The sequence below is a fragment of the Pseudoalteromonas sp. D15MCD-2 genome (assembly GCF_038562745.1).
GTDB lineage: Bacteria > Pseudomonadota > Gammaproteobacteria > Enterobacterales > Alteromonadaceae > Pseudoalteromonas.
This window is the reverse complement of the sequence record NZ_JBCFQE010000001.1, coordinates 2,795,793-2,817,609: the sequence shown is the minus strand read 5'-3', so window position 1 is coordinate 2,817,609 and position 21,817 is coordinate 2,795,793. Positions and strand designations below refer to the sequence as shown.

The 21,817-nt window shown below is 41.0% G+C and carries 19 protein-coding genes; 13 read left to right on the top strand and 6 right to left on the bottom strand.

All coding sequences use genetic code 11. The features are described 5' to 3' along the window. Nucleotides 1-9: 9 nt before the first annotated feature. Both AADY36_RS12975 and AADY36_RS12970 read right to left on the bottom strand, forming a co-directional pair. Nucleotides 10-1,317, bottom strand: coding sequence for a transporter substrate-binding domain-containing protein (locus tag AADY36_RS12975; RefSeq protein ID WP_342409053.1), 1,308 nt, complete (start codon nucleotides 1,315-1,317; stop codon nucleotides 10-12). 95 nt (nucleotides 1,318-1,412) lie between these two features. Continuing rightward, nucleotides 1,413-3,788 carry a diguanylate cyclase domain-containing protein gene (locus tag AADY36_RS12970; protein WP_342409052.1) on the bottom strand — a complete coding sequence of 792 codons (2,376 nt, stop codon included), beginning with the start codon at nucleotides 3,786-3,788 and terminating at the stop codon, nucleotides 1,413-1,415. A gap of 180 nt (nucleotides 3,789-3,968) precedes the next feature. On the opposite strand from AADY36_RS12970, the gene erpA reads away from it, so the two are divergent. From erpA to AADY36_RS12950, 4 genes are all read left to right on the top strand, one after another. Next, nucleotides 3,969-4,307 carry an iron-sulfur cluster insertion protein ErpA gene (gene erpA / locus AADY36_RS12965; protein ID WP_054562313.1) on the top strand — a complete coding sequence of 113 codons (339 nt, stop codon included), beginning with the start codon at nucleotides 3,969-3,971 and terminating at the stop codon, nucleotides 4,305-4,307. 104 nt (nucleotides 4,308-4,411) lie between these two features. Beyond that, a complete protein-coding gene (locus AADY36_RS12960; RefSeq protein WP_342409051.1) occupies nucleotides 4,412-5,503 on the top strand; it encodes an efflux RND transporter periplasmic adaptor subunit in 1,092 nt (363 codons plus the stop codon). Nucleotides 5,504-5,505: 2 nt separating this feature from the next. Beyond that, a complete protein-coding gene (locus AADY36_RS12955; RefSeq protein ID WP_342409050.1) occupies nucleotides 5,506-8,580 on the top strand; it encodes an efflux RND transporter permease subunit in 3,075 nt (1,024 codons plus the stop codon). A 524-nt stretch (nucleotides 8,581-9,104) separates the two neighbouring features. Then, nucleotides 9,105-9,344 carry a helix-turn-helix domain-containing protein gene (locus AADY36_RS12950; RefSeq protein WP_054562310.1) on the top strand — a complete coding sequence of 80 codons (240 nt, stop codon included), beginning with the start codon at nucleotides 9,105-9,107 and terminating at the stop codon, nucleotides 9,342-9,344. Nucleotides 9,345-9,462: 118 nt separating this feature from the next. On the opposite strand, the gene AADY36_RS12945 is transcribed toward AADY36_RS12950, so the two are convergent. The 4 genes from AADY36_RS12945 to AADY36_RS12930 are packed head-to-tail and all read right to left on the bottom strand — an operon-like array spanning nucleotide 9,463 to nucleotide 13,197. Continuing rightward, nucleotides 9,463-10,842, bottom strand: a complete 1,380-nt coding sequence (locus AADY36_RS12945) for an AmpG family muropeptide MFS transporter (protein WP_054562309.1) — start codon at nucleotides 10,840-10,842, stop codon at nucleotides 9,463-9,465. 36 nt (nucleotides 10,843-10,878) lie between these two features. Continuing rightward, entirely contained in the window at nucleotides 10,879-11,496 is a 618-nt protein-coding gene (locus AADY36_RS12940) for a peptidylprolyl isomerase (RefSeq protein WP_054562308.1), read from the bottom strand. Nucleotides 11,497-11,498: 2 nt separating this feature from the next. Further along, entirely contained in the window at nucleotides 11,499-12,050 is a 552-nt protein-coding gene (locus AADY36_RS12935) for a YajG family lipoprotein (protein ID WP_054562307.1), read from the bottom strand. A gap of 13 nt (nucleotides 12,051-12,063) precedes the next feature. Further along, on the bottom strand, nucleotides 12,064-13,197 hold the full coding sequence (locus AADY36_RS12930; RefSeq protein WP_342409277.1) for a methyltransferase: 1,134 nt from the start codon (nucleotides 13,195-13,197) through the stop codon (nucleotides 12,064-12,066). A 41-nt stretch (nucleotides 13,198-13,238) separates the two neighbouring features. Between AADY36_RS12930 and AADY36_RS12925 the strand changes: the two genes are divergently transcribed. The 9 genes from AADY36_RS12925 (at nucleotide 13,239) to nqrF (ending at nucleotide 21,767) form a co-directional block, all read left to right on the top strand. Further along, nucleotides 13,239-13,826 (top strand): alpha-ketoglutarate-dependent dioxygenase AlkB family protein, encoded by a 588-nt coding sequence (locus AADY36_RS12925; protein WP_054562306.1) that lies wholly within the window; start codon nucleotides 13,239-13,241, stop codon nucleotides 13,824-13,826. Nucleotides 13,827-13,899: 73 nt separating this feature from the next. Then, a complete protein-coding gene (locus AADY36_RS12920) occupies nucleotides 13,900-14,211 on the top strand; it encodes a BolA family protein (RefSeq protein ID WP_054554277.1) in 312 nt (103 codons plus the stop codon). Between the two features lie 221 nt (nucleotides 14,212-14,432). Continuing rightward, complete coding sequence (fabV, locus tag AADY36_RS12915; protein WP_272982279.1) at nucleotides 14,433-15,626, top strand: enoyl-ACP reductase FabV; 1,194 nt, start codon at nucleotides 14,433-14,435, stop codon at nucleotides 15,624-15,626. 348 nt (nucleotides 15,627-15,974) lie between these two features. Next, on the top strand, nucleotides 15,975-17,318 hold the full coding sequence (locus AADY36_RS12910; RefSeq protein ID WP_054562348.1) for a Na(+)-translocating NADH-quinone reductase subunit A: 1,344 nt from the start codon (nucleotides 15,975-15,977) through the stop codon (nucleotides 17,316-17,318). Nucleotides 17,319-17,322: 4 nt separating this feature from the next. Beyond that, nucleotides 17,323-18,525 carry an NADH:ubiquinone reductase (Na(+)-transporting) subunit B gene (locus AADY36_RS12905; RefSeq protein ID WP_054554279.1) on the top strand — a complete coding sequence of 401 codons (1,203 nt, stop codon included), beginning with the start codon at nucleotides 17,323-17,325 and terminating at the stop codon, nucleotides 18,523-18,525. Next, a complete protein-coding gene (locus AADY36_RS12900) occupies nucleotides 18,518-19,270 on the top strand; it encodes a Na(+)-translocating NADH-quinone reductase subunit C (protein ID WP_054562304.1) in 753 nt (250 codons plus the stop codon). The genes AADY36_RS12905 and AADY36_RS12900 overlap by 8 nt, the downstream gene beginning before the upstream one ends. Next, a complete protein-coding gene (locus tag AADY36_RS12895) occupies nucleotides 19,270-19,902 on the top strand; it encodes an NADH:ubiquinone reductase (Na(+)-transporting) subunit D (RefSeq protein WP_054554281.1) in 633 nt (210 codons plus the stop codon). Before AADY36_RS12900 ends, AADY36_RS12895 begins: the two co-directional genes overlap by 1 nt. A gap of 10 nt (nucleotides 19,903-19,912) precedes the next feature. Next, complete coding sequence (nqrE, locus tag AADY36_RS12890; protein WP_016708692.1) at nucleotides 19,913-20,521, top strand: NADH:ubiquinone reductase (Na(+)-transporting) subunit E; 609 nt, start codon at nucleotides 19,913-19,915, stop codon at nucleotides 20,519-20,521. 19 nt (nucleotides 20,522-20,540) lie between these two features. Further along, nucleotides 20,541-21,767 carry an NADH:ubiquinone reductase (Na(+)-transporting) subunit F gene (gene nqrF / locus AADY36_RS12885; RefSeq protein ID WP_054562303.1) on the top strand — a complete coding sequence of 409 codons (1,227 nt, stop codon included), beginning with the start codon at nucleotides 20,541-20,543 and terminating at the stop codon, nucleotides 21,765-21,767. Nucleotides 21,768-21,817: the final 50 nt, after the last annotated feature.

Sequence of the window (21,817 nt, the reverse complement as noted above, 5' to 3'; positions counted from 1 at the left end):
TAAATCTAGCTAATCTTTGCTGTCGTTATTAATTCGCTGCGTTAATTCAGGTAAGCGAGCTGTAATGGCTTTTGATATTTCATCTACCAACGGGGCATGTTTTTTATGAATAACCGTGTTGATAGCCATTTGCCTTAGTACAATTACAGAAAAATCTTTTTTAAAGGTAGTTATATCGTTATTGAGCGCAGGATAAAGTGCATAATCGACACGACCTTTTTTTAGCATAGTAAGCGTATGGCTCAAGTCTTCGTTATGAATGATCTCGGCTTTAATATCAAACTCATTAAGAATTTCGATATCACCAATCGAGCTCATAATTCGGTTGTTTGGGTTGTATAAATTATCTCTATCGCATGGCAGCGCTTTTCGACATAGAAGCACTAAGTTAATAACGCCAAGGCTAGGTTCTACGACAATAATATTCTCGAATTTACGCATATTACTTTGTGAGCGCACAATATCGCCGTCAACGATGCCTGCATTTAATAACAATACGCCTCTTCGAGATGGTGTTGCTTGCATCTGGACTTTGATATTTAAATCATTATAAACATCACTCATTAACGCTTTAAATGGTGCTACACGCGGAATATCTATATAGGTTAACAACAGCTTTTTTGGCCGAGAGTAATTTGTTGCAGATGGCTTTGCGTCAGTAAATAAATCATTGAGTAAGGCTATTTTAGCTTTGTTTTCAGCGTCATTGCGTATGCCAATCACTAATGGGGAGTCGGTAAACTGAGTTACTATTTTTGGCTCAGATAGGTTTTGTTGCTCAGCAAAATAGTTAAGCACTTTTGGTGCAGTAATCGCAAAATTAATCTGCTTAGTTTGCAATAAGTGAAATAGTTCTTCATCGTTTGCTGTTTGCACTATGCTGTCAGCATAGGATTGAATTACTTTTTCGACCACACCCGGGTAAATATAAGGCTCAACAACGCCAACTTTGTGCTCATTAAAAAGCTGTTCAAGGTTTTTAAAATCTTGTGGATTAGACTGAGTGGTAATGACAGCTAATTGAGAATTTAAAATAGTGGCTGAAGCTACAAAGCCGGGCATCATTTCAGATGGCCAAGCAGGGTAATAACCCAGGTAGCCAGTTAACTGGGCTTTTTTTATTGCATCTTGCCAAGGTAAATATTCAACTTCGAGGTTTATCGATTTTTTGGCAAGCCTGTCTCTTAGTAGTGCAATAGCATCACCGCCATTTTCCATTGTACTACTTGCATACGGCGGGGCTTCTAAAGAGGTGATTTCCCATGTTTCTTGGTACGTGCTATCAGCAGCTGCAAGCGAGCTAAAAACAAGTACCATAAAATAATAAAAGCGAGAAAGCATGGAAAAAGAATCATTATTAATTGTTTAATAAGTATACGTCTAAATTAGACTTTTTAGCATTATTAATTTGCTTATTTACAGTTCATAACATTACAACTAAAGCAGTGATGTTTTTGGTCATACATACGCTTATCGGCCATGCTAAGTAATTCGTCAAATGATTGCGCATCGTCAGGATATAATGCAAAGCCAACACTCGCCTCAACGAGCAAGTCACCATACTCTGATTTTATCGGCGCCTTAATCGCACAGATCAATCGTGATAATGCACGGTTTATTTGTACTTGGTTTTCTATGTCGGTAACAATAACTACAAACTCATCACCACCAATGCGTGCAGCACAATCGGTTTTTCGAGCGGTGTCTTGTAGGCGTTTAGCAACTTCTATCAGTACTTTATCTCCCACTGCATGGCCATGGGTATCGTTGATTGGCTTAAACTTATCAAGATCAAAATACAGACAACCTACCTTAGAGCCTGTCCGTTCCACCCGCGCAAACTCTTGCTTGATGAATCGCTCAAGCGCGCTACGATTTGCTAAACCAGTAAGGTAGTCTGTTTGTGCTAATTGCCTAATTTTCTTCTCTGCCATGACGCGTTTCGTGATATCGAAGTTAACGCCAATCATGCGGTTGCCGTATATTCTTCCATCTGCATTGATATAGCGGGTTTTGCCAGAGGGTAGAACAATCTGAAACTCTGCGTGAAACTCTTCGCCATTTAAAATTGCGAGTTTTAGCTTGTTAGTCACGTCTTCATATTCATCTGGATGCAAGCTATTTGCCCATGCTGAATAGTCCCCTTTGAATTCTGATTTTGGAATTTCAAATAAGGTATGCATCCAGTCATCCCAAATCAGTTCATTAGTGTCAAAATTCCACTCCCATATACCAATATGAGCAGCATCTGCAGCCATAGACATGCGTTGGTGTAAGCTTTCAAGCTCGGTTTTTGCTTGTTTTAATTCAGTAACATCTTCAGAAACGTCCAATAAATATTGCGCTTTACCATTACTGTCTTTAATTGTGAGTTTCCGTGTTCTTAAGTAATGAGTATTGTCATCAATAGTAACCGGCTTTTCCTCTATAGTTAGAGTGTCATCACTTTTCAATACATCCCGATCGGTTTGCACGAAACTGACTGCTTGTTCATTACTGAAAATATCAAAGTCATTTAAACCGATTAGTTGGTCTTTATTTTTACCGAGGAGTTGCTCACCCGCTTTATTTACATGGCTAAATGTAAGATGCTCAGCTTCTTTTACAAACAACATGATGGGTAAATTATCGAAAATAGTTTGTGTAAAGGCTTCTTGGTTTCGAATATCAGAGAGATCTTTTATTGTCGCCACATAAGGACCTGACTCTTTTTTACCAATTGAGCTGATTGTTAATGTAATAGGAAATCGTTTTTTATTCGCTCGTTGTCCTTTTAAGAGCCGACTGCTACTTTTACCCGCTGTTTTTTTACTGAGCTGTGAATCTCTGAGGATTTCATCAAGTTCTAACGATCTTTCAGGGATCAGGGTACGAATATGTTTGCCTATTAAATCATGCGGGTGATAGCCAAAAACTTGGTTGACAGCCGGGTTTGCAAATTCAATTTTTCCTTCATTATTAAAGCTAATTACCACATCTTGTACGGTATTAAGTACTGCTTTCAGTTTTGCTGATAATAAGCTCCTTGCTCTGAGCTCAACAGCACCCAATACAAACAGACTTAATGCCACCAGAATAAAAATAATAAGTTGTGCTAACGTCGAGTAGTCGTGGGTTGTAACATAGGTGGTGTATTCAGTTTCAAAAACAGACATCGAAATCATGCCGATGTAATGCATTCCCGAAATTGCACTGCCCATTATCAAAGCCACCACCAAGTTCATCCGTGTTTGATGAACCCCTTTAGCAAGTCGAAAATCATTAATTTTTAATGCGATACCTGACAGTACAATAGCGACGATAATAGATAAAGAGAACAACCAAGGCTCATAAGCCATTTTTGCAGGCATCACCATCGCCATCATGCCAACAAAATGCATCGAGCCAATCCCAGCACCCATTAGCACACTTCTAAATAGTAGCCCTTTGTCGGTTTGTAGTGCTGGTGAGAGTACGATGTAACTGGCAAACACACTTGGCAAAATTGATATCAAGGTAATGCTAATGTTGTATTCAATAGGGATGGGTAAGGTATAGGCAAGCATACCTACAAAATGCATACCCCAAATACCTATACCTAAAAAACACGATGCCATGATGGTCCAGATCTGACTTTCATTTTTTAGATAAGAGTGTTTGATACGAGCAGATAATAAAAATGAGATATACGAAGCAAATACGGCTGTGAGAATTGAAGCAAAAACAAGGAGTAAATCGTATTCAGCTGGAATGACCTGCGCACTGCTTAAATTATCAGTTATAAAATGCAGCTTGAAATGCTCTATCACAATTATCTTCCCTCAGTGCAAACTCACGCCAGCCCAAATGTAGTACAAATTAACTTTAGTCCAAGTCGAATGGCTTAGCCAGTTGCCCTCACCATAATTGAGATGCTCTTCTGGTGATACTTGATTAAAACACTCGGGTATTAGATAATTGCGGCCAATATAGGTTTTGAGGGTTTTGGTATGTCAGATGAGTTGCCAATCAAGTTCAGCGATGCAGCAGCTGTTCGTGTTAAACAGTTAATCGAAGAAGAAGAGAATCCAGATCTTAAGCTACGTGTTTATGTAACAGGTGGTGGTTGCTCAGGTTTCCAATATGGTTTTACTTTTGATGAAAAAGCTAACCCTGGCGATTTAGAAATTGTTAAAAATGGTGTAACGCTTGTTATCGACCCTATGAGTATTCAATATTTAGTTGATGGTACCGTGGATTACACCGAAGGGCTTGAAGGCGCACGCTTTTTTGTTAATAACCCGAATGCAACAACAACCTGTGGTTGCGGAGCCAGCTTCAGCGTTTAACGAATTATTTAAAAAAGCCACTTTATGTGGCTTTTTTATTGCTTTAATTTCTCATAATATCTTGCCTCTGCTAAATTTTACGCATTATTAGAAGGAATTTTGCGTTGCCAAATATAACTACAACAATAGAAAAGAAACCCTATATTTTAGCTATCGCCATTGTTTTGGTGATTGTACTGTGGATGCTATCTGGGGATAGCAAAGCAGATCAAAAAGCACTGCAAAGTGATCAGCAAGTTCAAGAGCGCTTGCCTAAAGTGCAAGTGATGCCGTTGGTCGCTAAGAATATTAATAAAAACCTAACTTTTTATGGAAAGTCAGAGCCTGACAAAATCGCGAACATTAGCGCTAGGCAAGCAGGGCAAGTACTCGAAATTTTGGTTGAAGAAGGTCAGTTTGTAAAACAAGAACAGGTTATTTTACGTCTCGATAAATCTGATTTAGCCGCCCAAATCACATCAGCAGAAGCCTTAGTTGCCCAGTATCAAACTGAATACGAAGGCGCGCTTAAACTTAATCAGCAAGGTTTACAAAACAAAGTATTGACCATGCAAGCACAAGCTATGTTGCAACAAGCAAAAGCAACTTTGGTAAGCCTTGAATTAAAGCTAGAGCGCACTGAAGTTCGTGCTGCTTTTGATGGCGTTATCAACAAACGTTTAGTCGAAATTGGTGATTATGTTGGCATAGGCGACCCTATTTTGCAGCTTGCTGATTTAGACCCGTTAATTGTCAGAGCCGATGCGACTCAAAAAGAAGTGCAAGGCTTAGAAGTTGGGCAAGCTACCTTTGCTCATGTGTTAAATGACAAAACCTATCCGGGTCGAATTCGTTATATTGCCTCTGTTGCTGATGACAGCACTAATACATTTCGCATCGAAGCGGCGTTTGAAAACCCAGGTATGAAATATAAAGCAGGTTTTTCGACTCAGCTTAATATTGAGTTGCCAACTGAGCCTGCCATGTTATTAAGCCCGGCTTTTATGGCCCTAGATGAACAAGGTAATATCGGCGTAAAAGTCGTGAATGACGACAATATTGTAGAGTTTAAGTCAGTAAATCTAGCTAAAAGCACCGAGCAGGGCGTTTGGCTTTGGGGTTTAGGTGAGCAAGCGAATGTTATTACCCTTGGTCAAGGTTTTGTGCGTGCCGGTGACAAAGTTGAGCCTGTGTTTACTGAAGCAACGAGCAACTAAGTATGAAAAACTTAATTGAAGCGTCGTTGACTCACACGCGTACGGTTTTATCTATTTTCATCTTGTTGCTGATCTCGGGGTGGGTGACATATCAAACTATCCCTAAAGAAGCGAATCCTGATGTCACTATTCCTTTTATTTATGTGTCGATTATTCATGACGGTATTTCCCCTGAAGATGCTGAGCGGCTATTAGTTAGGCCAATGGAGATTGAGCTACGCTCGATTGAAGGCGTAAAAGAAATGTCAGCGGTGGCAAGTGAAGGACATGCTTCTGTGACTCTTGAGTTTATTGCGGGTATGGATCCCAAAGAAGCCTTAGCTGATGTACGAGATAAAGTTAGTTTAGCTAAGGCAAAACTGCCTTCTGAATCAGAAGAACCAGAAGTTCATGAAATCTTGATGGAAGATCAGCAGCCAACCATTACATTAACCTTGTCAGGCGATGCGCCAGAGCGAGGTTTACTAACCCTGGCCCGTAATCTAAAAGATGAACTAGAAAGCATTTCTAGTGTATTAGAAGTTGATGTAGGTGGTGACCGCGAGGATATGGTCGAAATTGAGGTCGATCCATTGGCGATGATTTCTTATGGCCTTGAACCGAATGACATTATTCAACTGCTATCAAATAACAACCGCTTAGTTGCTGCTGGCACCCTTGATACTGGTAAAGGCCGCTTTGCTGTAAAAATCCCATCGGTATTTGAGACGATTCAGGATGTGATGGAGCAACCTGTGAAAGTTGTTGGCGATAGGGTGGTGCGTTTTATGGACGTAGCAAAAATTCGCCGAGCATATAAAGATCCAACCTCAATCGCACGTATTAATGGCCGCCACGCGGTTTCGCTGGAAGTAAAAAAACGTGCTGGCGAAAATATTATTGATACGGTCGATCAAGTTAAAAAAGTGGTGAATGAGGCCAAGGAAATTTGGCCTGAGCATATACGAGTGGATTACACCGGCGACATGTCAAAAGACGTGAAAATGATGCTCTCTGATCTGCAAAATAATGTGCTGTCTGCTGTATTGTTGGTAGTTATTGTGATTGTGGCGGTACTTGGCGCGCGCACCGCCTTCTTAGTAGGTATTGCCATTCCTGGTTCATTCTTAACCGGGATTTTAGTGATCTCTGTATTTGGTTTAACGGTGAATATCGTGGTGCTTTTTGCACTCATCATGGCTGTCGGTATGCTGGTGGACGGTGCAATCGTTGTCAGTGAGTTTGCTGACAGAGCGATGAGTGAAGGCAAACCACGCAAGGCTGCTTATAAACTAGCTGCTGAGCGAATGGCGTGGCCAATCATCGCTTCTACGGCAACGACATTAGCTGCCTTTGCACCGCTAATATTTTGGCCGGGAATGATGGGCGAGTTTATGAAATACTTGCCGATTACGCTTATTGCCACCTTGACTGCGTCATTACTTATGGCATTGGTTTTTGTGCCAACCATTGGTGGATTAATAGGAAAATCAAGGCCGCTTTCTGAGCAGCAAAAACATGATTTAGAGTTAGCTGAGTCTGGTGACTTAACACAAATTAAAGGGATGCTTGGGCGTTATATTCGAGTGCTTGATTATGCAACAGAGCGTCCTTGGTGGAGCCTTGCTGCTGCAATCGTGTTTTCTATTTTGGTGTTCTTTGCATTTGCTGTTTCTAAGTTAGGGGTTGAGTTCTTTCCTGATGTTGAGCCAAATGGCGTCAATATCAAAGTACGCTCTTACAGTGACTTATCTATTTTTGAAAAAGACGTGATCATGAAAGACATTGAGTCACGCATTTTAAAAGTGGAAGGTATTAAAACCTTGTATGCCCGTACTGGCGGTAAAGATCAGGTAGGCACGTTTAGAATGAATCTAAAAGACTGGGATGAGCGCCCACCTGCAGAAGATATAATCAGTCAAGTTAACGAAATCACGGCAAGTTATGCTGGTGTCGAAATTGAACTTCGTAAAGATGAAAACGGCCCCGGTGGTGGCAAAGCGCTGAGTATTGAACTCAGCTCTCGATTTGTTGATGTGCTTAACAGTGAAGCAAAACGAGTAAGACAAGCCATCGAAAATGATGGTGCGTTTCGAAATGTTGATGACAGTGCTTCAAAACCGGGCATTGAGTGGCAACTTAAATTGAATCGTTCGGATGCGGCTCGTTTTGGTGCGGATGCCAGTATGCTAGGGGCGAATGTTCAGCTTATTACTAATGGTTTAAAACTAGGGGAATACCGCCCCGATGATGTTGATGACGAGATTGATATTCGCGTACGCTTTCCTCATGACAAGCGAGATTTAGGACGTCTTGAAACGTTGCGTATAAAAACTATGCACGGGCAAGTGCCAATTAGTCACTTTGTTGAGCGCCAAGCAGCCCCTAAGGTCGATACAATTCGCCGTGTTGATTCTCAGCGCGTTGTTACCGTTAATGCAGACATGAAACCGGGTGAACAACTTGCTAAAGCGTTGCCACGCTTACAAGCGCAACTAGAGGAGCAAGGGCTAGATCGGCGCGTGAAAATTAAAGTGCGTGGTGAAACAGAAGATCAAGATGAATCAGAAGCCTTCCTTGAGCAGGCTTTTGTGGTTGCCCTGTTTGTGATGGGGATCATTCTGGTAACGCAATTTAATAGCTTTTATCAAGCATTTTTGATTTTAAGTGCTGTACTGTTTTCAACTGTGGGTGTGTTCTTAGGTTTAATCGTATTACAGCAACCGTTTGGTATCGTGATGTCAGGCATCGGGGTTATCTCGCTTGCAGGTATTGTGGTTAATAACAATATTGTATTGATTGATACCTATAATGTTTTACGTAGCCAAGGTCTTGCTGCAAAAGATGCGATTTTACGAACTGGTGCTCAGCGTTTACGTCCTGTACTATTAACTACCGTAACCACCATATTGGGATTAATGCCGATGGTACTGCAAGTGAATATTGACTTATTTAACCGTCATATTGATTTTGGTGCGCCATCTACTCAGTGGTGGGTGCAACTGGCCACGGCTGTTGCGGGTGGATTAACATTTGCTACTGTATTAACACTGGTACTTACGCCTTGCTTGTTAATGCTGCGAGATCGTCGTCGGTAATCGGTAATTTCGTTACTGATTAATTAAAAATGAGTGACCCTAGTGTTGGGTCACTTTAATCATCAGTAAAAAGAAGCCTAAAACTAACGCAGAGGCGATCAAAATATACACAAACCCCTTCTTACCTTGCTTAATTGGTACACGATTCTGTTTTAAAAATAGGTACCACGCGACACACAGTACAATTGGCAACAAAAATAATATACGAAACATTTCTTAACCTTTTTCAGTATTTACATACACTTTAAGCATAAATATGCAGATTTTAAAGTGATACTTTCATCCTGTTACACTTCCAATTGATCAATTTTTTGGTACAGTTAACCAGTTAACTATAGAGCACATGCTTTAATTTTAGCTACACTTAGACTTGTATACTAAAACGGTCCATACCTAAAAGGTGGACATTTGTATAATTAATCATTCAAACTGAAAATTATTAGTATATAATGTGTCCAAGAGTGAGACGGGCAAATTTCACTCTTAAATTATTAACTTGAATCATCTAGTAGGAGATGTATTTTATGATGGGTAAAACAGTTTCTTCTGAAGAAAACTCGAAATTAACGAAATGGCTTAAAACTAAGCGTCATGAGAAAGGTCACACAATGCGTAGCCTTGCACAGGTTTTAGGTACGCCGCATTCTTTCATTGGTAAAATTGAAAACCAAGAACGTCGTTTAGATGTAATTGAATTCATGCGTTATTGTGATGCTTTAGAAGTTGACCCGTACGAAGGCCTTAATTTACTTAAAGACGCTTAATTATTCATTACTAAAAGCGAAACGCCGCTTTTAAAGTAATATAAATAGTGCAAGGAAGCGCTATTTAAAGTCTCTCCCTTGCATCATCCTCTCTTTAATCACATACGTATCAGATTTGTTAATTGTTTTGGTGATAGTTGTTTTCTAACGCATAAAGCTTATGACGAATTAAGAATAAAAATACCAGTGATGGGATCACCATCAATGCAGTTAGCACAAAGAACATCGCCCAGTTTCCACCTAACCAGTCATCAATAACCACGCCGCTGTAGCTCGACAGTAAAGTTCTGCCTAAATTACCCAATGAAGCAAGTAGTGCATAGTGGGTCGCACTAAATGCTCTGTCGCATAACATTGATATAAACGCCACCATGGCTACCAGTGACCAAGCTTGGGTAAAACCATCAATAATAATAGCAAATGCATACAGACTCAGTTTGGGGCCTGCAATAGCGATCCAGGCAAAAGCTAAGTTTGAAGCTGCCATCGCAATACCGCTAATAAACAAGCCTTTTACAATGCCATAGCGTTGATTGAATAAGCTTCCTAAAAAAGTAAAAGCGATGGTGAGCACTGCAGTGCCCACTTTTGAGAAGGTCGCTATGTCACTATTTGAAAAGCCGACTTCTTTATAAAACACGATAGACATTCGCCCTAAAAAGGCTTCACCGATTTTAAATAAGAAAATAAAGGCCAATAATGCCAATGCTGTTTTTACGCCATTACGGGCAAAGAAGGTTCTGAAAGGATCAAAAACGGTTACAGCAAGCCATGCAATCACTTTAGCAAAGCGAGTCTGCGTACTACCAGCTAGCTTTTGTTGATAGGTTTGTTCAAGCTCAGCTTGAACAGCATCACGGTTTGATTCGGGTTCTTTTGCCCACAATACGCTGCTCATTAATAGCAGCATTACCACAGATAAGAAAAAGTAAACTTGTGGCCAATCAATTGAAGGGATGTCGGCCATATAAAATGGCAGGGCGCCTAATAGGGCGTAACCGCTCCACCAACCTGAAGTGGCCATTGCAGCTGCTGCGGTGGCTTTGTGGCTTTCGTTTTCGGCTAAAGTGTCGATACGAAATGCATCAATAGCAATATCTTGAGTCGCAGAAGCGATAGCAATAACTAAACACAGCGCGGCAGCAAACCAGAGGTTGGCCTTGATATCGAGCCCAGCAAGTGAAAAGGTGCCAATAAAAATCACTGACTGGCAAAGTAAAATCCAGCTACGGCGCTGGCCTAGCCAGTTAAATAAAACAGGTAACTTTACACGGTCAACGAGCGGTGACCATAAAAAGTTAATGCTATACGCACCAAACACTATGCCAAATAACCCGATCATACTGCGGCTTAAGCCTTCGTCTTTTAGCCAAGCCGACATGACAGAGCCAATCAATACCCAAGGAAAGCCACTGCTGATACCAAAGATGAATATATTGATTAAACGTTTATCTTTGAAGTACGAGAAATACTCTGAAATAGAAAGGGGTTTTGTCATAGTGTTGCCAGTTTAAGGGGCGTGCGCCCCTATTTATTATTGATTAGCGTCAAGCACTTTTACGTTTAAGATAACAACAGGATCTTTGGGTACAAAGCTGTAACCGATTTTTTCGTTAAAAGCGGTTTCGACACGCATGATTTTGTCTAGTGTGTCATAGCCATCCATGACCATACCGAATACGGCAAAGCCCCAGTCGCGACCAGGATTAAGATGATCGTTATCGTCCATATTAAAGAAAAACTGACGAGTACCTGAGTGAGGTTTACGGTCTTGATATGCCATTGCGATGCTATACATATCGTTTTTTAACCCGTTGCCACTTTCATTAAAAATAGGGTCACCTTCGTACAGACCATCATAGTCTTTATCGTAACCACCGCCTTGAATAACAAAATCACGTTCGTTGTCTTCATCACGTTCTACACGGTGAAACACACTACCTTGATAGCTACCGTCGGCAACGTAAGTTAGAAAGTTATTTACGGTTATTGGTGCGCGTGAACGATCCATTTCGACCACAATACTGCCAAGCGTAGTGACAATTTCTACGCGTGGAAACATATTATCTTTTTGAATAAATTTACCCTCAGTCGCTGCGAATGAACTGTGAGCAAAAAACAATATAAAACTAAGTAATAAAATACGCTTCATAGTTAACCTTCTAAATAGGCGATTAATTCTGGGTCAGATACAATGCGGGTAATTATTTGCTCAGTCAACTTATTAAGCTGACCTTCTACTTTTGCACGGTCATGGCTGAGTGGCCCTTCTAGGTTTGCATTACCACGGTATATCTTGCTGAAAGTGCTTGAGTTTCTGATTACTCTTAAGCCTAATTCAATAGTTGCGTCACTTGTGTGAGTCATCATCTTTTCAGTAACAACTGCTTGTAGCTTATGAATATCTAATTCAAAGCGTGTTGTTGCCAAGTTTGAGATACTCGCCCCATTACGGCTTAACGCACTGTCTAGAGCGCTTTTCACTGAATCAGTAATACCTGGGCTGGCAAGGGTTTTAGTTTTATCTGATTCAATAATTTTTAGGGTCACGTTGTCGCCGCGTAAATCAATTACGCTAGTACTAACGCTAGTACTAAGGTTTGAAATTTTGCCGCCTTGATAAACGGGGTTTAAAATTAATTGATTGGGTTGGTTGCTACATGCCGCAAGCGCAAGCACCGCACATAAAGGAAGTATTTTTTTCATTTAGTTAGCTCCATTAATTATTCTTTGTTGCACTTAGTACGACAAACTTTTTGTTAGACCCTAACAACTTACAATTGCCGAACATGCGTTTTAACTTTTCATGATAGTCTAGATGACGATTACCAATAATTCTTAATTCACCACCGTGCTTTAATGTGTGTTTTGCCTGTTTGAACATTTGCCAAGCAATATGATCAGTAACCGCTTGCGCTTGGTGGAATGGCGGATTACATAAAACGAGGTCAACACTATTAGGTTGAAAATCGGTTAAGCAATCGTTTTGGACAAACTCACACTGCTCTAATTGCTCTGGTAGATTGTGAGCGACGTTTAATTTAGCTGATTCAACGGCCATAAACGACTCATCAACGAAGGTCACATGGGCTTTAGGGCAACGCTTTAAGGTCATTAAGCCAACAACACCATTACCACAGCCTAAATCAATGATGCTGCGAGCTTTACTTGTTTGTGGCAAATAGTTAAAGAAAAAGCGCGCGCCAATGTCTAATGAGTCTCGAGAAAATACATTGGCATGATTTTGAATTTCAAACTCACTTCCTTCAAGTGGCCAGTTAACAGGGAAGGGGGCAACTTTATTAAGACCACTGGTTTTACTGATAATTAAGCGGGACTTTTTAACCGCTAAGCTGGTTGATGTTTCACCGATATACTGACTAAAAGCCTTTATAGTTGAGTTGTGAATGTCTTTCGTTTTTCCAGCTGCAATAACATCAATGTCGGCAGGTAAAGCTGCACTGATTGCGGCAAGTTGATGCTGAAGATAGCCTAAATTGCGTGGCACTTTTAATATCACTAAATCAACCTGATTAGGTAATGCTGCTAATGAGTCCAGTTGCGTTAAAGAATCTGGTGATAACTCATTAGCTTGTAAATTATAGCGGGTAGCTTGATGACCAATATACGAGTCGTGAACTGAATAAACTGTTAACGTATTAAAGGCACAGGCTAAAGCGCCAAAACTGTCATTGAGTATCAGGATTGAATTTGCATCTGGATAGTGCTCTTGTACATAATTGACAAGGTACTCATCGCCTGAGTCCCACGCTTGAAGACTGCGATTCTTTTGATCTAACGGAAAGCGTTCTAGGGTATAGGTGTTATCACCGAGCTGTGCTTGGGTGGTCATCATGATTTTACGAATGTATTAATGTATAGGTAAATTCTAACATGCAACAGCCAAACGCCAACCCTAATCATTTACCTGATGGGTTTTCTTACCAAGCTAATGCATTGAGTGCACAAAAAAGCCTCGAATTATTTTACTTTCTTCAGCAGCAGCTAAATTGGCAACAACCAACTATAAAAGTGTACGGAAAAAGCCATGTGATCCCACGTTTGCAATGCTTTATTGCTGATCAAAATGTAAGTTATGGCTACTCGGGTTCACAGTTAATCGTTGAGCCATGGCCGGAGGTGCTTGATGCTATGCGTGTACGCTTAACAAGAACTTTGCAGATACCATTCAATGCGCTTTTAGTTAATTTGTATAGAGATGGTCATGATTGTATGGGTTGGCATAGTGACGATGAGAAAGAACTTGGGGAGCAACCGACAATCGCTTCTGTATCACTAGGGGCCGAACGGATATTTAAAATAAAGCACAAACATAATAATGAACAACATAGCATTGTGCTGCAAAGTGGTAGCTGTTTAATCATGAATGGTTTTAGCCAGCGCGATTACCAGCATAGTTTGCCAAAGCAGCAAAGACTCAAACACCCTCGAATTAACCTTACCTTTCGTTCAATCATATAAAATCATTGGCAAAATGACTCATGCCCTTGATATAGTAGCTGCCAATTATTTTCTTATTAAAGGTCTATGACACATGTCAATGCAACAACAAATAGAGCAAAAGCTTGCTGCGGGTATCGAATGTAAACACCTGAATGTTGTCAATGAAAGCCATATGCATAGCCGTGGAACTGAATCGCATTTCAAAGTGGTGGTTGTGAGTGAAGAATTTGCGGGTAAACGTTTACTTGCCCGTCACCGTCAAATTAATGAGCTATTAAAAGATGAATTAGCAAACCATATTCATGCATTAGCAATTCACACATTTACTCCAGAAGAGTTCAGTGAACAACATGGACAGGCACCTGAATCACCAAAATGCTTAGGTGGCTCAAAGTTCGACTAAATTAGCAGGACAGCCACCTAAAGTTAGAAGGACAGTCACTCAAAGTTAGAAGGACAGTCATTCTAAGTTAGAAGGACAGTCACTCTAAACTGCTTGTCAATTGGGGTTTTAAGCTCGAAAGATTTAAGTGGGTCTGAAAAGTTTTACTGATCAGACCTGTATTTTAACTATTAGCCTTTAAACTAGCGCTAATTTTTATTGTGATAGATATAGGATGATCAATGGTCATTAAGCCGAAAATTCGTGGATTTATCTGCACTAACGCGCATCCAGTAGGGTGTGCTGAGCACGTACAAGAACAAATTAATTATGTGAAAGCGCAAGGACCACTGAGCAATGCACCTAAGAATGTATTAGTGATTGGTGCGTCTACAGGTTACGGCCTAGCATCACGTATCACAGCTGCATTTGGTGGCGGTGCCAAAACGTTAGGTATTTTCTTTGAAAAAGAAGGTAGCGAACGCAAAACGGGTTCTGCAGGTTGGTACAACACAGCAGCATTCCAAACAGCTGCTGAAGAAGCAGGTTTATGGTCTAAAAATATCAATGGCGATGCGTTTTCTAACGAAATCAAGCAAAAAGCAATTGATACTATCAAAGCTGATCTAGGTAAAATTGATTTAGTTATCTATAGCCTTGCGTCACCTCGTCGTACTGATCCAAATACAGGTGAGACTTACTCATCAACACTTAAGCCTATTGGCTCAGATATCACTACGAAGAACCTAAACACTTCAAAGCGTGTGATTGATGAAGTAACCGTTGAAGCAGCAAGCCAAGAAGACATCGACAATACAATTAAAGTAATGGGCGGTGAAGATTGGGAAATGTGGATTGACGCATTAAAAGAAGCGGATGTGCTAGCAGATAACTTCAAAACAACCGCTTACACCTATATCGGTAAAGAATTAACGTGGCCAATTTACGGTCATGCGACAATTGGTAAAGCGAAAGAAGATCTTGACCGTGCAACACAAGCAATCAAAGAGTCTACAAAAGGCTTAAATGGCGAAGCGTATGTTTCTTCATTAAATGCGGTTGTGACACAAGCAAGCTCGGCAATTCCAATTATGCCTTTATATATCTCTGCTTTATTCAAAGTAATGAAAGCAGACGGTACTTACGAAGGTACCATTGAGCAAATTCATTCACTATTTACTGAAAACCTTTACGGTGAAACACCACGTTTTGACGAAGGTGGTCATTTATTCCAAAACTACAAAGAGTTAGAAGATGATGTTCAAGCTCGTGTACAACATGTTTGGGATTCAGTAGATACAGATACGATTGACGAATTAACGGACTACGTGGGTTACCACAATGAATTTTTACGTTTATTCGGCTTTGGTATCGACAGCGTAGATTACGAGCAAGATGTGAATCCTGATGTTGCGATTTCACAACTAATCGATTAATTGCTAAACAAACTTGATTTTGTAAAGTCGCTTTTTTAAGCGACTTTTTTGTTTCTGGATGAAAATAAAACATCATCAATAGCACTTTGGTCTATATTGAATTTTATTCAAAAGGTTTTTGTAGTCTAAATAACCGTATCTGTCGTATAAATTTCATATTTGCTCTCGCATAGTCACCCTGATTGATGTTAAAATTCGGGCAATATATGTGAGGAGTTTACTGCGTTGCTTGTTTGGGGTGTTAAACAGGCTATTCTTTGATACTTAGAGTTTAACTTGAGCATATCAAATGGCGACGTGGTTGGTACGATTTTTCAGTTTCTTTCCGTTAATGTAATGCAAGTGCGTATGATCAACATAAAAAAAGGTCTGGATTTACCGATAGAGGGCGCACCTCAGCAAGTTATTCACGATGGTTCTGCCGTCAAACGTGTAGCTGTGCTAGGTGAAGAATATATTGGTATGCGTCCAACCATGCATGTTCGCGTGGATGACCAAGTCAAAAAAGGCCAGGTACTTTTTGAAGACAAAAAGAACCCAGGCGTCTTATTTACTGCACCAGCTTCTGGGGTAGTTAAAGAAATCAATCGTGGTGCTAAACGTGTGCTGCAATCTGTTGTTATTGAAGTTAATGGCAGTGAGCAAATCACCTTTGACTCTTTCAAGGCCGACGAGCTTTCGGGCTTAGACCGTGAAAAAGTTAAAGAAGTACTAGTTCAGTCAGGTCAATGGACAGCACTACGTGCTCGCCCATTCAGCAGAGTAGCTGCTTTGGATGCAAATCCTAGCTCTATCTTTGTAACGGCTATCGACACTAACCCGCTAGCTGCAGATCCTGCAGTAATCATTGCTGAGAACACTCAAGCATTTGAAGCTGGTTTAGCTGTGGTATCTCGTTTAACTGACGGCAAAGTATTTGTTTGTAAACAAGCTGGTAGCCAAGTGCCTAGTTCATCAATCCCTCAAGTAGAAGTACATGAGTTTGGTGGCAAGCATCCGGCAGGTCTTGTTGGTACACACATTCATAACTTAGACCCAGTTTCTGCAAGCAAGCAGGTTTGGCACTTAGGTTACCAAGACGTAATCGCGTTTGGTAATTTATTCCTAACAGGTGAAATCTTCACAGACCGTGTTGTTTCTCTTGCTGGTCCACGTGTTAAAAACCCACGCTTAGTGAAAACTCAGCTAGGTGCATCTTTAGATGATTTAGTTGCTGGTGAATTAGAAGACGGTGATAACCGTGTAATTTCTGGTTCTGTATTATCAGGCGCTATCTCTCAAGGTCCACACGCGTTCTTAGGTCGTTACCATGTTCAAGTATCTGTATTACTTGAAGGTCGCGAAAAAGAGCTATTCGGTTGGATCGCACCAGGTGCTAACAAGTTCTCAGTAACACGTACCTTCTTATCTCACCTTGCTCCTAGCCGTCTATTTAACATGACGACTTCAACAGGTGGTTCGAAGCGTGCCATGGTTCCAATTGGTAGCTATGAGCGTGTTATGCCTTTAGACATCCTACCTACACTATTATTACGTGACTTAATCGCACGTGATCTTGATGGTGCTATTTCGTTAGGTGCGCTAGAGCTTGATGAAGAAGATTTAGCATTATGTACCTTCGTTTGTCCAGGTAAATACGAGTACGGTTCAATCCTACGCGATTGCTTGACTACGATCGAGAAGGAAGGCTAGAGAGATGGGTTTAAAGAAATTTCTAGAAGATATTGAGCCGCATTTTGAACCGGGTGGTAAACACGAAAAATGGTATGCGCTTTACGAAGCTGCAGCGACTATTTTCTACACGCCAGGTTATGTAAATAAAGGCAAAACACACGTTCGCGATAACATCGACCTAAAACGTATGATGATTTTAGTGTGGATGGCGACGTTCCCTGCAATGTTCTTTGGTATGTTCAACATCGGTCATCAGGCCGCTGGTGCTTTAGCGCAAGGTTTTGAACTAGCAAACACATGGCAAGTTGGTCTGTTCCAATTATTCGGTGGTGAATTAACTGCTGACTCTGGTTGGGGCGCGAAAATGTTTTACGGTGCCTGCTTCTTCCTACCAATATACGCAGTAACATTTGCTGTGGGTGGTTTCTGGGAAGTACTATTTGCTTCAGTGCGTAAGCACGAAGTAAATGAAGGTTTCTTCGTAACATCTGTATTATTCGCACTAATCCTGCCTGCGACGATTCCTTTATGGCAAGTTGCACTAGGTATTACGTTTGGTGTTGTAATCGCTAAAGAAATCTTTGGTGGTACAGGTCGTAACTTCCTTAACCCTGCTCTTGCCGGTCGTGCGTTCTTATTCTTCGCATACCCAGCGCAAATTTCAGGTGACACAGTATGGACAGCAGTAGATTCATTCTCTGGTGCAACTATGCTTGGCCAAGCTGTTGTTGGTTCACTTGATTACAGCAACATGGAGCTATGGTGGAATGCGTTCTACGGTTTCATTCAAGGTTCTATGGGTGAGACGTCAACACTAGCACTATTAATCGGTGGTTTATTCCTAATTTACGTACGTATCGCTTCATGGCGTATCGTACTAGGTGTATTCCTAGGTATGGTTGCAACGGCATTCTTACTAAATACAATTGGTTCAGAAACCAACGCTGTATTTGCTATGCCTTGGCACTGGCACTTAGTTCTTGGTGGTTTTGCATTTGGTATGTTCTTCATGGCAACAGACCCAGTATCTGCATCATTCACAGACAAAGGTAAGTTCGCTTACGGTGCGTTAATCGGCTTTATGGTTGTAATGATCCGTGTTGTTAACCCGGCATTCCCAGAAGGTATGATGCTAGCAATCTTATTTGCTAACTTATTTGCACCATTATTCGATCACTTTGTAGTGCAAGCTAATATCAAGCGGAGGTTGGCACGTAATGTCTAGTAATAACGAATCAATCGGCAAAACGCTAACCGTTGTTGTTGCACTATGTTTAGTGTGTGCAATCATCGTATCGTTTGCTTCAGTTCAGCTTCGTCCTTTACAGCAAGCTAACAAAACACAAGATATTCAACGCAATATCTTAGCGGCTGCAGGCATTGAAGTATCAGGTACTGTGTCAGATACCTTTAACTCAAAAATTGAAGCACGTGTTGTAGACATGAACACAGGTGAGTTTGTTGAAGGTGCTGATCCTAACTCATTTGACTTCGAGAAAACAAAATTCGACCAGGCTCGTAGCTTTGCGTTGAAAGCAGAAGGAATTAAAGACATCGCTGGTATTCAGCGAATGACAAAAAATTCACCTGTATATATTTCGAAGAAACCTGATGGTTCTACAGACGCAATCATTCTACCAATCCAAGGTTATGGCCTTTGGGGTGTAATGTACGGCTTCTTAGCGCTTGAAAGCGATGGTGAAACAGTTAAAAACATCAACTTCTTCAAGCACAACGAAACGCCAGGTCTAGGTGGTGAAATCCAAAATCCACAATGGACTGCTAAATGGCAAGGTAAAGAGTTACCAATCAATATCATGAAGAGCGGTGCGAAGAACGAACATCAAATCGATGGTCTTTCTGGTGCAACATTAACTTCAAACGGTGTTGATCACACAGTTGACTTCTGGACTGGCGAGCATGGCTTTGGTCCATTCCTTGCGAAAGTACGTGAAGGAGCGTTGAAATAATGGCTGATACTAAAGAAATGAAGTCGGTCCTATTTGGCCCGGTATTCGCAAATAACCCGATCGCATTACAAGTACTAGGTATTTGTTCTGCGCTAGCGGTAACATCAAGCTTAAAAAATGCACTAATCATGTCAATCGCATTGACACTAGTAACTGCGTTTTCTAGCTTGTTTATTTCGTCAATTCGTAACCACATCCCATCATCTGTACGTATCATCGTGCAAATGACGATCATCGCATCACTTGTAATCGTTGTTGACCAAGTACTGCAAGCATTCTCTTATGCAACTGCTAAAGAGCTTTCAGTATTCGTTGGTCTAATCATTACAAACTGTATCGTAATGGGTCGTGCTGAAGCATACGCAATGAAGTCACCACCGTTAATGTCTTTCTTAGATGGTATCGGTAACGGTTTAGGCTACTCAGTAGTACTACTAACTGTTGGTTTCATCCGTGAGTTATTCGGTAAAGGTTCACTATTCGGTGTTGATATTATTCCATTAGTTCAAAATGGTGGCTGGTATCAACCAATGGGTCTATTGATTTTACCACCGAGTGCATTCTTCATTATTGGTTTATTCATCTGGGTACTTCGTACCTTCAAGAAAGACCAAGTAGAAGCAAAAGCGTAAGGGGCGAGCAGTGGAACATTATATTAGTTTATTTGTAAAAGCGGTTTTCATTGAAAACTTAGCTTTAGCCTTCTTCCTAGGTATGTGTACTTTCCTTGCTGTATCAAAGAAAGTAACAACGTCAATCGGCCTAGGTGTGGCAGTTATCGTGGTACTAGGTATCTCAGTACCTGTAAATAACTTGGTTTATCACGCTGTTCTTGCACCTGGTGCATTAGAGTGGCTTGGCTACCCAGAAGCAGACCTTAGCTTCTTACGTTTCTTGACTTTCATCGGTGTTATTGCAGCACTTGTACAAATTCTTGAAATGGCATTAGATAAGTTCTTCCCTGCACTTTACAACGCGTTAGGTATCTTCTTACCGCTGATCACAGTTAACTGTGCGATCTTCGGTGCGGTATCTTTCATGGTTGAGCGTAACTATAACTTCGGCGAGTCTGTTGTTTATGGTATCGGTTCAGGTGTGGGCTGGGCACTAGCAATTACTTTACTTGCTGGTATCCGTGAAAAAATGAAGTACTCAGACGTTCCTGATGGCTTACGTGGTTTAGGTATTACTTTCATCACTGTTGGTCTTATGGGTCTTGGCTTTATGTCATTCTCTGGTATTTCACTTTAATAGGTAGCGAGGATAAATCATGAATGAGATTTTCTTAGGCGTTGGTGTTTTCATCGCTATCGTTGTTATTTTAGTTTTAGTTATCATTGGTGCTAAATCTAAATTAGTAGCAAGCGGCGATATCATCATCGGAATTAATGGCGACCCAGAAAAAGCTATTAAAACATCTGCAGGTAGCAAGCTATTAGGCGCGCTAGCTGATTCAGGTATCTTCGTTTCATCTGCATGTGGTGGCGGTGGCTCTTGTGGTCAGTGTCGTGTACACATCAAAGAAGGTGGCGGCGATATCTTACCAACAGAACTTGATCACATCTCTAAAGGTGAAGCTCGTGAAGGCTGCCGTTTAGCGTGTCAGGTAAATGTTAAGAACGACATGGAAATTGAACTTGAAGAGTCAATTTTCGGTGTTAAGAAGTGGGACTGTACTGTTATCTCTAACGATAACAAGGCAACGTTCATCAAGGAACTTAAGTTACAAATTCCTGATGGCGAGTCAGTACCTTTCCGTGCCGGTGGTTATATTCAAATTGAAGCACCAGCTCACCACGTTAAGTACGCTGATTTCGATATTCCAGAAGAGTATCGTGGCGACTGGAACCACTTCGGTTTCTTCGATCTGGAGTCTAAAGTAGACGACGAAACAATTCGTGCATACTCAATGGCTAACTACCCAGAAGAAGAAGGCATCATCATGCTTAACGTGCGTATCGCTACGCCGCCGCCAAGAGACCTAAGCCTTCCATGTGGTAAAATGTCTTCGTACATTTGGTCATTAAAAGAAGGTGATAAAGTGACTATTTCTGGTCCATTCGGTGAGTTCTTCGCAAAAGACACTGATGCAGAAATGGTATTCGTAGGTGGTGGTGCAGGTATGGCACCAATGCGTTCACATATCTTTGACCAACTTAAGCGTTTAAAATCTAAGCGTAAGATGAGTTTCTGGTATGGTGCACGTTCTAAGCGTGAAATGTTCTACGTAGAAGATTTTGATGGCTTAGCTGCAGAAAACGATAACTTCGTATGGCACACAGCACTGTCTGATCCACAACCAGAAGATAACTGGGAAGGTTACACAGGCTTCATCCATAACGTACTTTATGAAAACTACTTGAAAGATCATGAAGCGCCAGAAGATTGTGAGTTCTACATGTGTGGTCCTCCAATGATGAACGCGGCTGTTATCAACATGCTTAAAGATCTTGGTGTAGAAGACGAAAACATCTTATTAGATGACTTCGGTGGCTAACACCATACACAAAACAATAAGTTTTGGTTAGAATACAGGCCTCGTAGCAC